Origin of the sequence: Aequorivita vitellina (genome assembly GCF_022008365.1) — a bacterium.
GTDB lineage: Bacteria > Bacteroidota > Bacteroidia > Flavobacteriales > Flavobacteriaceae > Aequorivita > Aequorivita vitellina.
On record NZ_JAIRBA010000008.1, the window covers coordinates 94,565 to 109,383 of the forward strand.

The window sequence follows — 14,819 nt, forward strand, 5'->3', positions numbered from 1 at the left end:
AAAATTTATTTCAAATAATATTATTTACCATAATGATACCGGCAAGCGGCTATCATTAGTGTATTTTTTTCGAATTTATAAACTAATCGATGTTCGTGCGTAATTCTTCGGGACCAATACCTCTGCAAATCACCTTTTAATGCTTCGGGTTTTCCGATACCTTCAAAAGGTTTCCGCATCGTATTCTTAATTAAATCATTGACGCGCTTGACCGTCTTTTTATCCGATTTCTGCCAATAAAGATAATCTTCCCACGCGGTTTTGGACCAAGTTAATTTCATTCTTCAATTAAATCTTCTTCAACCCCTTCGCCCGCTTCCAATTCTTTGATAGATTTTATTAAAACATCTCTGTTCCTTCCGGTTAATAGATACGCAGTTTCTTTTAATGAATTGTATTCATCTAATGAAATTAAAACTAGGTCTTTCCCACCTTTACGCTTAATAACGATATCGGTTAGATCATTCACAGCGCGATCGAACCAATGTTTTAGGTTCGAGCGAAACTCTGTATAATTTATTGTTTCCATAGATGTAAAGATAGCTAAAAGTACTTGTTTAAGTACTTATTTACACGATATAAATTTTAAGCCAGTTTTTTTAAATATCCTGCAATTACATTCTCTAACCCATCATAAAGCGCTTCACTAATAAGTGCGTGCCCTATGCTCACTTCTAAAAGATTTGGAATATTGTTTTTAAAAAATTCTATGTTATCCAACGAAAGGTCGTGGCCTGCGTTAATGCCTAAATTTAATTTGTTCGCAAGAATGGCGCATTCGGTATAAGGTTTTATGGCTTCCTTATTTCCCAAAGCATATTGGTCGGCAAATTCTTCGGTGTAAAGTTCAATTCGGTCTGTTCCAGTTTCGGCGGCGCCTTCAATTATTTTTAAATTTGAATTGACGAATATTGAGGTGCGGATTCCATTTCGCTTAAATTCAGAAATTATTTCCTTTAAATAATCTTTGTGCTTCACCGTGTCCCAACCAGCATTTGAGGTAATTGCATCAACCGCGTCGGGCACCAAGGTTACTTGCGTGGGTTTTATTTCCAAAACCATTTTTGTAAAATTATCCATCGGGTTTCCTTCTATATTGAATTCCGTAGTTACGATAGATTTTAAATCGTACGCATCTTGATACCGAATGTGGCGCTCGTCTGGCCTTGGGTGGATTGTAATACCCTGCGCTCCAAAAGTCTCAATATCTTTTGCAACTTTTAAAAGATCGGGTACATTGCCGCCGCGTGCGTTGCGCAAAGTGGCAATTTTATTAATGTTTACGCTTAGTTTTGTCATTGTATAAAGTTAAATCTGGATTTGTAATTATGAAAAGTAATTTAAAAATTCTGAAAAACAGAACAGAAGTTTTTGACACTTCTGCCATACTCGAGATGATTTTTAACAAAAATACAAACCTTCATGATGCTAAGGAACCTTTATTTTAAGTAATTTGCGTTAAAAATAATTTGCAATGGAAACCCTAAATTACATCATTAACGATATTGAACCGTTTGACGTTTCGGCTAAAATAAAAGATGTGCAAACCGTTTTCAATCAGTTTACTTATTCGCACGTGCCCGTTGAAAAAGACGGTCATTACATAGGCTGCGTTTCTGAAAATGATGCCTATTGTTTTGATAATTCAAAATTATTGAGCGATTTTCAGTATGCTTTGGAACCATTTCACGTACTTGAAGACACAAATTGGCTGGATATTCTGGAAGCTTTCGCATTAAATAATAGTAATATCATGCCCGTACTGGGAGCGGATAACAAGTATTTGGGCTATTATGAATTGGGCGATATTATGAGCCTTTTTAACAACACGCCTTTTTTAAACGAAACCGGAGGAATTATCGTGGTAGAAAAAGGAGTGCAGGATTATTCTTTTAGTGAAGTATGCCAAATTGTAGAATCCAACGGATCGCGTATTTTTGGTGTTTTTATTTCAAAAATTGAAAAGGAAATTGTTCAAATAACCTTAAAAGTAGGCCACAGTGCTATGAACAGTATTGTACAAACTTTTAGAAGATATAATTACAACGTGATTAGCCATCATGAAGAAGATAAGTTTTTGGAAGATTTAAAAGAGCGGTCTGAATATTTAGACAAGTACCTTAATATTTAGTGATTAGAACGCAAATAAAAATAACTGTATTCAACAAATAGTTTAGTTTAAATGAAAATAGGAATCTACGGTCAGTTTTATCACGAAAATGCAGAAATCTATATTCAGATGTTGTTGGATGCGCTTCAAAAACGTGATGCAAAGGTTTTAATTGAAGAAAATTTCCTAGAAATCATAAACCGAAATCAGGACATTACTAAAAACTTTTCGGCTTGTTCCACTTTTACGAAATTAGACAAAAGCTTCGATCTTTTTTTCAGTATTGGTGGGGATGGCACCATCTTGAAATCTGTAACTTTTGTTGGAGATCTGGGAATTCCTATTGTTGGAATAAACACCGGGCGCCTTGGTTTTTTGGCCACAATTCAAAAAGAAGAAATGACCGAAAGCCTAAACCACATTCTGGAAGAAGAATACGCTATTTCGGAAAGAAGCTTGTTAATTGTGGAGACCTTTCCGCATAATAAAGAAATTGAACCTTTAAATTTTGCGCTAAATGAAGTTGCCGTAAACCGGCGAAATACTACTTCAATGATAAAAGTTGAAACGCACGTAAACGACAAGTACCTTACTTCCTATTGGTCTGACGGGCTTATTGTTGCTACACCAACTGGCTCCACCGGATATTCGTTAAGTTGTGGCGGCCCCGTAATAGACCCCCAAACAAACAGTCTTTTACTCACGCCAATTGCTCCACACAATTTGAATGCACGCCCTTTGGTAATTCCAGATTCTAGTACGGTAAAGCTCAAAGTTTCGGGAAGGGAAAACACTTTTTTAGTTTCTATGGATTCGCGTATTGCCACTTTAGAAAATGAAACCGAAATTGTAATAAAAAAAGCGCCATTTACCATCAAATTACTTCAGTTGCACGATGATAGTTTTATTAAAACCCTTCGCAAAAAACTTTTATGGGGCGAAGACAAGCGCAACTAAACAATAAATTGCTTCAAAATTTGTTAATCAACTGAGACAAATTAGCTTCTCACAATGTCAAGCCAAGTTTATTGTTATATTTGCAAACTTTAAAATTATATGAAGTATTTCGCGACTGTATTTCTTATACTCTCCACCGTGTTTTTCGCACAATCACAAACCTATGAAATAGGCGGAATGCTTGGCGGAACCAACTATATTGGTGACATAGGAAAAACCAATTACATCAACCCAAACAGCATAGCGATGGGAGGCATCATCAAATGGAACCGAAGTACCCGGCACGCATTTAGAGGCTCGGTATTGGTTGCTAAGATAAAAGGAGACGATGCTGACAGCCCAAATAGTCGCCGGCAACAGCGCGGTTATTCGTTTGAAAATACTATAAAAGAAATTTCTGTTGGTATAGAATATACTTTTTGGGAGTTTAATGTTCATAGCCAAAGAGCCATTTCTACCCCCTATTTATACACGGGGCTCACCTATTTTTGGTACGATGCACTTTATAAAAGTGGAAATATTATCACCGATTACGACGGTGCAAGTTCTATAGCAATTCCTATGGTAGTTGGTTATAAAGCCAACATTGGTGTAAATGCAATGGTAGGTTTTGAAATTGGAGCGCGCTATACTTTTACAGACGATTTAGACGGTAGCAACCCTGTAAAAGATTTAGAAAACAATCAAAGTATTAAATTTGGAAACACAAATAGTGACGATTGGTATGTATTCACTGGTATAACTGTTACTTTTGCATTTGGAAGAAAGCCGTGCTACTGCAACTTTTAAACTACGAATGAATTACAAAGACCAAATAGACCCTCATAAACTGCCAAAACATTTGGCTATTATCATGGATGGTAATGGGCGATGGGCAAAACAGAAAGGCCTTTTTAGGTATAAAGGTCATGAAAATGGATCTAAATCTGTTCGTGAAATTATTGAAGGGTGCGCAGAAATTGGAATCCCTTTTTTAACACTTTACGCCTTTTCTACCGAAAACTGGAACCGTCCCAAAATAGAAGTCGATTTATTAATGAAGCTTTTAGTTTCTGCATTAAAACAAGAAATTAAAACCCTTCAAGACAACGATATAAAACTCAACGCCATTGGCAATTTAGAAGCACTGCCTAAAAAAGCACAAAAAGAATTGCAACACGTTATTGATGTGTCTAAAAACAACAAGCGCATGACAGTTACCCTTGCACTTAGTTATGGATCAAGGGAAGAAATCATAAAAACAATAAAAGAGATTAGTCTTAAAGTTAAAAATAACCTAATTTCGCCGCACGATATTGATGAAACGGTAATAAATAATCATCTTTACACGCAAAATTTACCAGATGTAGATTTGTTAATCCGCACCAGTGGCGAGCAGCGCATTAGTAATTTTCTACTTTGGCAAATAGCATACGCCGAATTGTATTTTACTGAAACCCTTTGGCCGGATTATACTAAAAACCATCTTTTTGAAGCAATCATAAATTATCAAAATAGAGAAAGAAGATTTGGAAAAACCAGTGAACAACTTAAGCAATAGTTTCATATTGCAACTTTACAGAAAATCTTATTGTATTTTTTTATTTACAATACTTTCCGTCTTTTCACTTCAAGCACAGCAAAAAGAACTTGACAGCGGTAGAAAATACACAATAAACCAAATAACCGTTACAGGAGCACAAAACTTCAACGAACAAACGGTTATTGCTTTTACAGGTCTAAAAAAAGGAGACCGTATTTATATTCCAGGTGAAAAATTAAGCCAAGTTACCAAAAAACTTTGGGAGCAAAACCTGTTTAGTGATATTGCATTCTATGTTACAAATATTGAAGGAGACAATGTAGATTTAGAACTTTATATTGTTGAATTGCCTAAACTTAATGAAGTGGTTCTCAAAGGCGATAAAATTCGTAAAGCAAAACGAAAAGAAATAATCAAGGACAACGACCTTAATACGGGTACAAAGATTACTAAAAACCTAATTGCTACCACCAAAAACTACATTAAAAACAAGTATAAAAAAGATGGGTTTTACAATACTGATGTAATTATAAATACCACGCCAGTTACCGATTCATTAGGCACCGAAATATCGCGAGATATGACCATTACCATTAATAAAGGTAACAGAGTTAAAATAAAGGAAATAACCTTCGAAGGAAACGAGCACTTTGCAGACAGCAAATTGCGACGAGCCATGAAAAAAACCAAACGGAAAAATCTAATTCGTTTCTGGAAACGCTCTAAATATACTGAAGAGGGAATTGAAGAAGACAGAGAGTCTATCTTAAAAAAGTACAAATCTAACGGGTATCGCGATGCTCGTATTATAGAAGACACATTGCGTGTTTTAGACGCTAAAAATGTAGCCCTTAATATAAAATTAGAAGAAGGCGATAAATACTACTTCGGGGACATTAAATTTATTGGGAACAGCGTATTTACAGACGGTCAATTGCGTCAAATTCTTGGAATAAAAAGTGGCGAAGTTTATAACGGAATCCTACTTCAGGAACGCATTGCAGACGAAACCGACCCAGAAGCAAACGACCTTACAAACCTTTATCAAAACAACGGATATCTCGCTGCGCGTATTAACCCAGTTGAAGTTGCAGTACGCAACGACACCATCGATTTTGAGATTAGAATTATGGAGCGCAACCTTTTCTATTTCGACCACGTTACGGTTGTAGGTAATGACCGCACCAACGACCACGTTATTTATAGAGAATTAAGAACACGTCCCGGACAAAAATACAGTAAAAGAGATGTTGTAAGAACCATTCGTGAATTAGGCCAATTAGGCTTCTTTGACCCAGAACAACTTTCGCCAAACTTCAAAACTGTAGACGAAAACAATGGTTTAGTAGATTTGGAATATTCTGTTGTTGAAAAAGGTTCTAGCCAGATTGAGCTTCAAGGGGGTTATGGCGGCGGTGGCTTTGTGGGAACACTTGGGCTTTCATTCAACAACTTTTCACTTAGAAATATTTTCAACTTAGAATCGTATAAGCCCCTACCTATGGGTGACGGTCAAAAATTATCCATCCGCGCACAAGCCAGTAGCTATTACCAAACATATAGCCTATCGCTTACCGAGCCGTGGTTAGGAGGAAAAAAACCTGTACAATTTTCTACATCTTTCTCGCACACGATTCAAAATTTCTACGATTATAGAAACAGACGTGCAGATAAATCCAGAAGTTTTACAATTACTGGAGGTTCCATAGGGCTCGCTAAAAAAGTGAAGTGGCCGGATGATTACTTTGTGTGGTCTAACGCAATTAGTTTCCAACACTACAACTTAAATAATTACAACACAGGTTTGTTTACATTTGGCGATGGCTATTCAAACAACTTAGCATATACTATTGGTATAAGTAGAAACAACACCGCTACAAACCCAATTTACCCAACGCAAGGTTCAGAATTTAGCCTTACTGCAAAAATGACACTGCCCTATTCAGCATTTAATAGTGTGAATTACAAGGGGCTTTCTGAAGAAAGAACAGGCTTAGTACAAACGCTTCCAGACGATCCGGAATACATTGATAACAACAAGCGAATTTCTCAAATAGACCAAGAACGTTTTGGATGGTTAGAGTACTACAAAGTTAAATTTAAAGGAACTTGGTACACCAGACTTATTGGAAAGATGGTACTTAGAACTAACACCGAATTTGGTTTCCTTGGCGCTTACAACCAAGACCGAGGCGTACCGCCATTTGAAAGATTCTTTGTAGGTGGTGATGGGCTGGGTGCATATAGTTTAGATGGCCGTGAGGTTATACAAATGCGAGGCTACCCTAACCAATCCCTTTCAGACCAAGATGGAAATACGATTTACAATAAATTTTCGTTAGAGGTAAGATATCCAGTAACTTTGGCACAAATGGCATCCATTTATGTACTTGGTTTTGCGGAGGGTGGAGCATCGTATGATGGATTCAGAAATTACAATCCATTTGAATTAAAACGTTCAGCTGGCGCAGGATTACGTATATTTATGCCGGCATTCGGACTTTTAGGTATCGATTTTGGGTATGGTTTCGACCCTGTTTTAGGCGGAACTACAAAGAACGGATGGGAAACTCATTTTATAATTGGACAACAATTTTAAAAATTGGCACGATATTTTCTTAAACAACAACCAACTAATATGAAGACAAAAAAAATACTATTTTTTACCCTTTCCCTTTTTTGCTTCACCTTCATGGCTGAAGCTCAAAGAGGCGTTCGAATTGGATATATAGACATGGAATATATCTTAGAAAGTGTACCTGAATACAGAGAAGCTTCCATACAATTGGAAGGCAAAGTTCAACGCTGGAAACAGGACATCGAAAAAAAGCAAAAGGAGATAGATCAAATGAAATTGAATCTTGCTAATGAAAGAGTGCTGCTTACAAAAGAATTGATAGATGAAAGGGAAGAGGAAATAAAATTAAAAGAAGACGAAATGCTTCAGTACCAACAAGATCGTTTTGGCCCTAATGGCGATTTAATGATTCAAAGAAGACAGTTGGTACAACCTATTCAAGATCAAGTATTCAATATTGTTCAAGAAGTTGCAGAAAACAAAAAATACGATTTCATTTTTGATAAATCTGCAGATGTAGTTATGCTTTTCGCAGCAAAAAGAAACGACATTAGTGATATTGTATTAAGAAGCATTGAGCGCGCAGGTAGAAGAGTACAAGCCGCAGACAAAAAGGAAAAACGCGAAATTGAAAAACGCGAAAAACTTTCAGTTGAAGAAGAAGGAGCTATTACCGAAAGAGAGAAAGCAATTGAAGAAAAGAAAGAAGAGCGCGAAAAGTTAGTTGAAGCCAAAAAGACCGAACGCGAAGAAATGATGGCACAACGTCAAAGAGAACGCGACTCTATCCGCGCTGTTAAAAAAGCAGAGTTTGAAGCTCGCAGGCAGCGTTTAATTGAAGAAAGAGAACGCAGAAGAGACTCAATAATGAATGCCCGCCAAAACAGAAACAATACCGAAGGCACAAAAGAAGGTGAAGAAGGTGACGGTCAATAAAACCATTAAAATTTAATAAATAAAAATGCTTAAAAGAATAACACTTAAATTAAATACACTTACAATGAAAAAAATGAAAATAGTTTTAGTTGCAATGGCACTATTTGTGGGAGCTACAAGTTTTGTAAACGCACAATCCAAAATTGCACATATCAACGCGCAGGAACTAATTGAAGCAATGCCAGAATACAAAGCTGCACAAAGCCAATTAGAAAAAGTGCAGAAAACGTATGATACTGAAATTAAGGCAATGGCAAAAGAGCTTGAAACCAAAATGAAATTGTACGATAGCGAGGCTCCAAGTAAGACAAACGAAGAAAACCAAAAGAGATTTACTGAAGTTGAAGGTATGCAAAACAACATTCAAGCATACAGACAACAAGCCCTTCAAGATTTAGACAAGAAAAGAACAGACATCTTTAAGCCTATTCTTGAAAAAGCACAAAGCACAATCCAAAGAGTAGCAAAAGCTCAAGGTTATCAATACGTGTTAGATTCAACTATGGGTAGCGGTGTAATCCTTGCCGATGGAAAAGATTTAATGGCAGATGTTAAAAAGGAATTGGGAATGTAATTTCTTTTATAAATTTATTTTTCTAAAAACTGCTCGTTCACAACGGGCAGTTTTTTTTTACCCTAATTTGAAGGATTTGGCTACATTTACGTAATGAATAAAAACAGCCCCATAGGTATTTTTGATTCTGGTGTTGGCGGTTCTTCCATTTGGCAAGAAATCCACAAACACTTACCCCATGAACACACCATCTATTTAGCCGATAGTAAAAACGCACCCTACGGAAATAAATCTGCTGAGGAAATTACCGAGCTTAGTATAAAAAACACAGAAAAATTACTGCATTTGGGAGCAAAGCTAATTGTTGTTGCTTGCAATACGGCAACTACAAATGCCATTGTTACGCTTCGGCAAAACTACAACATACCTATTATTGGTATAGAGCCGGCGATTAAACCAGCGGCACTAAAAACCGTTTCAAAAAGCATCGGAATTTTGGCCACTAAAGGAACTTTGAGTAGCGCTCTTTTTAGTGCTACAACGCGTGAATTCACAAAAGATATAAGTGTAGTAGAAATTATTGGTGAAGGCCTCGTACCGCTTATTGAAGCAGGAAACCTAGATGGTCCCGAAATGATTTCACTGTTAAAAAAACACACAGAGCCAATGATTAGCGCCAATGTAGACTATGTCGTCTTGGGCTGTAGCCACTACCCGTACATAATTCCACAGTTAAAAGAAATACTTCCTAAAAACGTGACCATTATCGATTCTGGCGAAGCAGTAGCACGGCAAACAAAAACAGTACTCCAAAGTTTAGATTTGCTTCGCGAAGAATACACGCCACCAAAGCTTCAGTTTTTTACGAATGCAAAAACCGATACATTAAAATTTCTACTGAAAAAATATTCTGAAAAAATTTCAGTTGAAAACTGCGATTTTTAGAGGGATTTCAAACCTACCAAGCTTCAATAACCCGTAGGTCATTGCCTCGCTATTTAAACCACGAAGAGTACATTACATAATTTTTCGCGATGCGTTCAATTTCGCCTTTGGTGAGTTCGGGGCTTATATCCCTGATTTTTTTCGCTGGAATTCCCGCATAAATACTTCCACTTTCAACCCTCGTGTTTTTGGAAACTACCGCTCCGGCCGCGATAATGGTATTACTTTCCACCACACAGTCGTCCATTACAATGCTGCCCATCCCAATTAAAACATTATCGTGAATGGTACAACCGTGCACAATGGCGTTGTGGCCAATAGAAACGTTATTGCCAATAGTCGTGGGCGAAGTTTTATAAGTTGCGTGAATTACCGCCCCATCCTGAACATTCACCCTATCGCCCATTTTAATAAAATGCACATCGCCACGGATAACAGCGTTGTACCAAACGCTACATTCTTTGCCCATCACCACATCGCCTACAATAGTTGCGTTTTCAGCGATAAAACAATCTTCGGGAATCTGCGGATGTTTTCCGTTTACGGATTTAATTATCATGTTATTTAAATTTTTGTTTGTGAAAAGGGAGTGACAACCCACTTGGTATGTGAGCTAAAATTAAAGATTAATTTCAAAAAAAGCATTATTATAAACAGTGAAAAGTTACTTCCATAGGACCTAATATTTAGATGATATGAAACATTTCGCTTTTTAATCTAAAAGGCTAGTATTGAAAGGCCATTTTAAATTAAGGAGTTGTTATCCGGATTAGAGGGAGTATCTAAGGAGTATCTAGGAAGTATGGTCGGCATTGGGTCGGCATTGGGTCGGCATTGGGTCGGCATTGGGTCGGCATTGAATAGAAGATAAGAGTGCAAAAAATAGGTTTTGCGTGCGCCGGAGACTTTTGACAGAATTTTTTAAAACCTTATTTATTTATCACCCTAATATACAACAATTTATACGTTTTTCGACATAACTATTAAAAAAATTAAACAAAGTAGGCCAACAGTTGTTGTTTTCGCGAAGGGCTAACCATTATTTCTTTTCCGCTGGAAAGCATCACGCTTCCACCCTTCCCTTTTTTGTATTCAGTAATTTCATTCACATTCACCAAATACGATTTATGGACGCGCGCAAAACCGTTTTCTGAAAGCGATTCCTCAAAATATTTCAAGGTTTTGCTCACCAAACGTTTTCCTTTTTTTAAATAAATCTGGGTGTAATTATCATCGGCTTGGCAATACAATATATCTTCCATTTGCAACACCTCAAAGCCGTTTTGAAGCGGAATGGTAATCTTTCCCGCTACCTGTGTTTGCAGCGGCTTTAAAATTGAATTTTGAAGCGAATTTTCCTTTTCCTTTATTTCCATTACATAATCTACCGCTTCTATTAATTTATCAATTGAAATTGGCTTGAGCAAGTAATACGAAGCATGCGCATTTAAAGCATCGATGGCGTAATGGTGGTAAGCGGTTACGAAAACCGTTTCAAACTGGCGGTCGCCTACTTTATCGAGCAAATCGAAGGCGTTGCCATAGGGCATTTCTACATCGAGAAAAACCAAGTCTAAATCATTATTTCGTATTAAAACCAACGCTTCCTCAACATTGGCAGCTTCCCCTATTAATAAAATATTAGGACAATATTTAGCCAAATAAGTTCGCAGAATTTCTCTACTGGTTTCTTCGTCTTCTACAATTATTGCGTTTAGTTTCATCAGTCTTTTTTCAAAATTAGTTCAACTTTGGTGCCTTCGCCATCCCGCTGGCTATCGACGACAAAAGCATTTTCCACATTTACAGCTATTTTGTCTTTGTACATTTTATTTAAAATACCGATGCGTCTTTGGGTGTTTCCCATTCCTTTCGACTTTTGTTTCTTCTGGTTTTCGGTTTTAAATTCCTTCGATTTTTCACGGCCAATTCCATTATCAACAATTGTAATTTTTACGGTTTTTGCATCTATGCTTTTGAAATTAATCTCGAGCAAACCTTTTTCTTCTTTGTACCGAAGTCCGTGCCACACGGCGTTTTCAACATACGGCTGCAGCAGCATTGGCGGAATTACAAAGTCGTTTAAATTAATGTTTTCATCTACCGAAATTTTATATTCAAATTTATCTTTAAACCGAAAATGTTCCAGTTTTGTATAAAGCTCCAGCAGCTCAATTTCTTTTTCCAACGGAATAAAATCTTCTTCACTATTTTCTAAAACAGAACGCATTAAAAGCGAAAAGTCGGTCAAATATTTATTGGCTGCACGTTCGTCATTTACCGCGATAAAACTGTTTACCGAATTTAAAGCATTAAAAATAAAATGCGGATTCATTTGCGAACGAAGCGATTTCAGCGCCAAAAGGTTGTTGGCAAATTTTTGTTGCTTCACATTTTTATACTGCGAATAGGCTGCAAAAACCAACAGCAAAACTATAATGCCCAAAGAAATAATCACCCACTTTTGAATTTGGCTATTTCTTTCAATAAGTTCCTGATTTTCAAAGGCAAGTTTGTATCGGCTTTCGTTTAGTTTTCGGTCGTTTTCAAGACTTATTATTCGGTTTTGTTTTTGTGTAATTTCTTTACTGAAACGCGCCGCCTGACTTATTTCCTGCTCCTTTTTTACATAAAGTTCATCCACTACTTCTACATACCGCTGGTAGCTTTCGGTGGCTTTATCAAACTCCCCAATGTCTCTGTAAATTTCTGAAAGCTTCCGCACGGCATCTTTTTGAACCACTAAATCTTCTGCTTTATTAGCTTCGGCTATACTTTTTTCAAGATACGGAATTGCTTCTTTATACTTTTCCTGCGCAACAAAAGCATTGGCGATTTTATAGTTTTGTCGTTGCGAGGTTAACGCTTCATTTTCAACAGCAACACCTTCTCCCAATGTTTTCAATTCTTGCAAAGTTTCTTCGCGAAGCTCAATTTCTTTTTTGTATTCGCGGTTCTGATTATAAAAATCTGCGACTTTATTTTTTTCTGAAACCGCGCGTTCCTTATTTTCTTTTTTGGCGAGTTTCAACGAATTGTCAAAGTATGTTTCGGCTTCATTAAGCGCTCCACTTTTTGCGTACGCCTCACCAATTTTAGAATTTAGATTTGTTATTTTTGATGTAATGCTATTCTCTTTGGCAACATCCAGTCCTCTTTGGTAATTGAAAACACTTTTAACGCCGTCGCCAATTGCCTTAAAAGTATCTCCCAAACCTTCATACACTTCTACTTTTTGATAGGGCGAAAGGCTCCCTCTTAATAAATTTTCATAAGTAGAAATACTTTCTTGATAGCTTTTATTCTGCGCAAAAGCCTTCGCCAATTTAATAGATATATTAGGGTTTGAAGCGTTTTGAAGGCTTCGTTTGTAATTGTCTACGGCAAGATCGGGCTGGTTCCAAAACAAATTGATGTCGCCCAAGGTTTCAAAAGCCAAGCTATTTTCAGTTTTTGAAATATTCTTGTTCCGGCCGGGCTCCAAAGCACGTGTAACGAATTCAATACTTTTTTGGGCGTCCTTTTTTAAATAGAATTTTGCAGAATCTAAATATGTATTAAAGTTATTAGGTTTATTCTTTTGTTCGCTTTTAGATAATGGCGGCGCAGTATCTCCAAGTGCTTTTTCAACCCGCACCGTAACAAAATCGTCTTTATCAATCGTGTAATAAACAGTTACAAAATCATCGCTTTTTATAACAAGTTCGTCTCCTATTTTAGCTGAAATTGCAAATCTTCCCGAAAGGTTTGTGGTGGTGTATTGGCCGCCTAAGATTTCAACATTTACTTTTGAAATAGGCATATTGGTTTCGCCGTCAACCACTTCGCCTCGCAACATAAAAGGTCTGTTTTCCGATTGCCGATTTATTTGTGAAAAGCTATTGGCCGAACAAAAAAGAGCTACTGCTAAAAATATAAAAAGGAGGTTCTTCATTTAGTGTTTTAAAACGGTAAACATACGCACTTTGCGGCGAAGCTAAAATTACGGATTTCTGAAATAGCTTTCAAAAATAGACGAAAAATACTAGTTTACTCATCCAAATGAAGGTGTCACTAACTTAAACGTATCGGTTAATTACTTATAGTTTTTTCTTAAAAAAGCTTGAAATAAAAAACCCGATACAGTTTTTGTATCGGGCTTTTTTAAATGAATTGACGTGTTAATTAATGGCGGGACAGTTACAGTCATACGGTTCTTTTCTTCCACCCAAAAAGTCGTAACCCAAAGTAATTTGATGAAATCCACCACTCTCAAATTTTATATTCCCAGCTTGATACGAATACGTATATGCAAACATGAAATTATTATAATTTATCCCTAAAACTGGGGTAACATATTGCAGTTTTTGAACTTTTACTTCTTGTCCGTTTAAGAATTCCGCACCGTCCAAACTTCTTCTATAAGATAAACCACCCCACAATTTCCCAAACTCCATTGTTCTGTACGCTTTAAAATTTATATCAATTGCTTGTTCGCCGGTGCGTTCGGCCCATTGAAACAGAAAAGACGGCTCATAGCTCCAGTCCTGCCCGTATTGCCCAATTGCGTAAGCTGCTGAAAGTAAGTATTTGCGTTGGTTATTAGATTCAAATTCTTCACTGTAAATAGATCTATTTTGAAAAATGACATTCTTTACGGTAAAGTGGCTGGAAAAATCTAAAAAGTTGTAAGACATACCTACATCTACATTAAAATAAGAAGTACTTTGAATAATCCCGCTAATAACCGGATCGAAATCTGAAAGATCAAATTGCGTTTCGTCTAAACGCGATTGTGTTAAACCAGCACTCAAACCGAAAGAAAGCTGATTTAAATCTGCTTCACTTCTAGAAAACATAATATGGTGCGCATAGGTAAGATACCCGCCAGTTTGGGAGTGATATCCGTTTTTATCGTTATACACAATTACCCCAACTCCAGATCGATCCCCAAGACGAGCATTAAAGCTTAACGTTTGCAGGTTTGGCGCTTCATTTTGGTCAAACCACTGTTGACGGGCTGTTAAACGTATTTGATTATGTGTAGCTGCTCCCGCCATAGAAGGGTGCAACAAATACAGGTTGTCTGAAAAATAATCTGAGTAGACAGGAATTCCATCTTGTGAAAATCCATATAGGGATGAAAACAAAAGTAGGATGAGGGAGATTTGTTTAATATTCATAATTTCTATTTATCGTTTTAGGGTAAAATGTCCTTTGAATTCTTTTCGGATGTCGTTCTCGGTGTATTCCACTCTGAACCAGTAATCGCTCGATG

15 protein-coding genes are annotated in these 14,819 nt (G+C 36.8%); 8 read left to right on the forward strand and 7 right to left on the reverse strand.

The window, feature by feature from the left end; all coding sequences use genetic code 11:
- Positions 1 to 20: 20 nt before the first annotated feature.
- The 3 genes from K8089_RS06185 to K8089_RS06195 are packed head-to-tail and all read right to left on the reverse strand — an operon-like array spanning position 21 to position 1,299.
- Positions 21 to 281 (reverse strand): Txe/YoeB family addiction module toxin, encoded by a 261-nt coding sequence (locus tag K8089_RS06185; protein ID WP_237602413.1) that lies wholly within the window; start codon positions 279 to 281, stop codon positions 21 to 23.
- Positions 278 to 529: a type II toxin-antitoxin system Phd/YefM family antitoxin gene (locus K8089_RS06190; RefSeq protein ID WP_237602414.1), complete on the reverse strand. Its 252-nt coding sequence runs from the start codon at positions 527 to 529 to the stop codon at positions 278 to 280. Before K8089_RS06190 ends, K8089_RS06185 begins: the two co-directional genes overlap by 4 nt.
- A gap of 56 nt (positions 530 to 585) precedes the next feature.
- Positions 586 to 1,299 (reverse strand): pyridoxine 5'-phosphate synthase, encoded by a 714-nt coding sequence (locus K8089_RS06195; RefSeq protein WP_237602415.1) that lies wholly within the window; start codon positions 1,297 to 1,299, stop codon positions 586 to 588.
- Positions 1,300 to 1,474: 175 nt separating this feature from the next.
- Here K8089_RS06195 and K8089_RS06200 point away from each other — a divergent pair, with 175 nt between their 5' ends.
- From K8089_RS06200 to murI, 8 genes are all read left to right on the forward strand, one after another.
- Positions 1,475 to 2,131 (forward strand): CBS domain-containing protein, encoded by a 657-nt coding sequence (locus tag K8089_RS06200; protein ID WP_237602416.1) that lies wholly within the window; start codon positions 1,475 to 1,477, stop codon positions 2,129 to 2,131.
- 51 nt (positions 2,132 to 2,182) lie between these two features.
- A complete protein-coding gene (locus K8089_RS06205) occupies positions 2,183 to 3,067 on the forward strand; it encodes an NAD kinase (protein ID WP_237602417.1) in 885 nt (294 codons plus the stop codon).
- 99 nt (positions 3,068 to 3,166) lie between these two features.
- Positions 3,167 to 3,856 carry a type IX secretion system protein PorG gene (porG, locus tag K8089_RS06210; protein ID WP_237602418.1) on the forward strand — a complete coding sequence of 230 codons (690 nt, stop codon included), beginning with the start codon at positions 3,167 to 3,169 and terminating at the stop codon, positions 3,854 to 3,856.
- Between the two features lie 7 nt (positions 3,857 to 3,863).
- Entirely contained in the window at positions 3,864 to 4,607 is a 744-nt protein-coding gene (locus tag K8089_RS06215; RefSeq protein WP_237602419.1) for an isoprenyl transferase, read from the forward strand.
- Positions 4,576 to 7,188: a BamA/OMP85 family outer membrane protein gene (locus K8089_RS06220; protein ID WP_237602420.1), complete on the forward strand. Its 2,613-nt coding sequence runs from the start codon at positions 4,576 to 4,578 to the stop codon at positions 7,186 to 7,188. The genes K8089_RS06215 and K8089_RS06220 overlap by 32 nt, the downstream gene beginning before the upstream one ends.
- 39 nt (positions 7,189 to 7,227) lie before the next feature.
- Positions 7,228 to 8,103 carry an OmpH family outer membrane protein gene (locus K8089_RS06225; RefSeq protein WP_237602421.1) on the forward strand — a complete coding sequence of 292 codons (876 nt, stop codon included), beginning with the start codon at positions 7,228 to 7,230 and terminating at the stop codon, positions 8,101 to 8,103.
- Between the two features lie 64 nt (positions 8,104 to 8,167).
- Positions 8,168 to 8,677: an OmpH family outer membrane protein gene (locus tag K8089_RS06230; protein ID WP_237602430.1), complete on the forward strand. Its 510-nt coding sequence runs from the start codon at positions 8,168 to 8,170 to the stop codon at positions 8,675 to 8,677.
- Between the two features lie 93 nt (positions 8,678 to 8,770).
- On the forward strand, positions 8,771 to 9,562 hold the full coding sequence (gene murI / locus K8089_RS06235) for a glutamate racemase (protein ID WP_237602422.1): 792 nt from the start codon (positions 8,771 to 8,773) through the stop codon (positions 9,560 to 9,562).
- A gap of 49 nt (positions 9,563 to 9,611) precedes the next feature.
- Here murI and K8089_RS06240 read toward each other — a convergent pair whose 3' ends face one another.
- The 4 genes from K8089_RS06240 to K8089_RS06255 form a co-directional block, all read right to left on the reverse strand.
- The gene (locus K8089_RS06240; protein WP_237602423.1) at positions 9,612 to 10,121 is read right to left on the reverse strand and encodes a gamma carbonic anhydrase family protein; all 510 of its coding nucleotides are present in this window, start codon (positions 10,119 to 10,121) and stop codon (positions 9,612 to 9,614) included.
- Positions 10,122 to 10,554: 433 nt separating this feature from the next.
- Positions 10,555 to 11,286: a LytR/AlgR family response regulator transcription factor gene (locus K8089_RS06245; RefSeq protein WP_237602424.1), complete on the reverse strand. Its 732-nt coding sequence runs from the start codon at positions 11,284 to 11,286 to the stop codon at positions 10,555 to 10,557.
- The gene (locus K8089_RS06250) at positions 11,286 to 13,496 is read right to left on the reverse strand and encodes a tetratricopeptide repeat-containing sensor histidine kinase (RefSeq protein ID WP_237602425.1); all 2,211 of its coding nucleotides are present in this window, start codon (positions 13,494 to 13,496) and stop codon (positions 11,286 to 11,288) included. The genes K8089_RS06245 and K8089_RS06250 overlap by 1 nt, the downstream gene beginning before the upstream one ends.
- Before the next feature lie 226 nt (positions 13,497 to 13,722).
- A complete protein-coding gene (locus K8089_RS06255; RefSeq protein WP_237602426.1) occupies positions 13,723 to 14,724 on the reverse strand; it encodes a PorP/SprF family type IX secretion system membrane protein in 1,002 nt (333 codons plus the stop codon).
- Positions 14,725 to 14,819 lie beyond the last annotated feature (95 nt).

Bases quoted from the DNA above. Each gene is read 5' to 3' on its own strand.
- K8089_RS06205 (WP_237602417.1), top strand. From the start codon at position 2,183: ATGAAAATAGGAATCTACGGTCAGTTTTATCACGAAAATGCAGAAATC.
- K8089_RS06225 (WP_237602421.1), top strand. From the start codon at position 7,228: ATGAAGACAAAAAAAATACTATTTTTTACCCTTTCCCTTTTTTGCTTC.
- K8089_RS06215 (WP_237602419.1), top strand. From the start codon at position 3,864: ATGAATTACAAAGACCAAATAGACCCTCATAAACTGCCAAAACATTTG.
- K8089_RS06245 (WP_237602424.1), bottom strand. From the start codon at position 11,286: ATGAAACTAAACGCAATAATTGTAGAAGACGAAGAAACCAGTAGAGAA.
- K8089_RS06255 (WP_237602426.1), bottom strand. From the start codon at position 14,724: ATGAATATTAAACAAATCTCCCTCATCCTACTTTTGTTTTCATCCCTA.
- K8089_RS06240 (WP_237602423.1), bottom strand. From the start codon at position 10,121: ATGATAATTAAATCCGTAAACGGAAAACATCCGCAGATTCCCGAAGAT.
- murI (WP_237602422.1), top strand. From the start codon at position 8,771: ATGAATAAAAACAGCCCCATAGGTATTTTTGATTCTGGTGTTGGCGGT.
- K8089_RS06200 (WP_237602416.1), top strand. From the start codon at position 1,475: ATGGAAACCCTAAATTACATCATTAACGATATTGAACCGTTTGACGTT.
- porG (WP_237602418.1), top strand. From the start codon at position 3,167: ATGAAGTATTTCGCGACTGTATTTCTTATACTCTCCACCGTGTTTTTC.
- K8089_RS06190 (WP_237602414.1), bottom strand. From the start codon at position 529: ATGGAAACAATAAATTATACAGAGTTTCGCTCGAACCTAAAACATTGG.
- K8089_RS06250 (WP_237602425.1), bottom strand. From the start codon at position 13,496: ATGAAGAACCTCCTTTTTATATTTTTAGCAGTAGCTCTTTTTTGTTCG.
- K8089_RS06230 (WP_237602430.1), top strand. From the start codon at position 8,168: ATGAAAAAAATGAAAATAGTTTTAGTTGCAATGGCACTATTTGTGGGA.
- K8089_RS06185 (WP_237602413.1), bottom strand. From the start codon at position 281: ATGAAATTAACTTGGTCCAAAACCGCGTGGGAAGATTATCTTTATTGG.
- K8089_RS06195 (WP_237602415.1), bottom strand. From the start codon at position 1,299: ATGACAAAACTAAGCGTAAACATTAATAAAATTGCCACTTTGCGCAAC.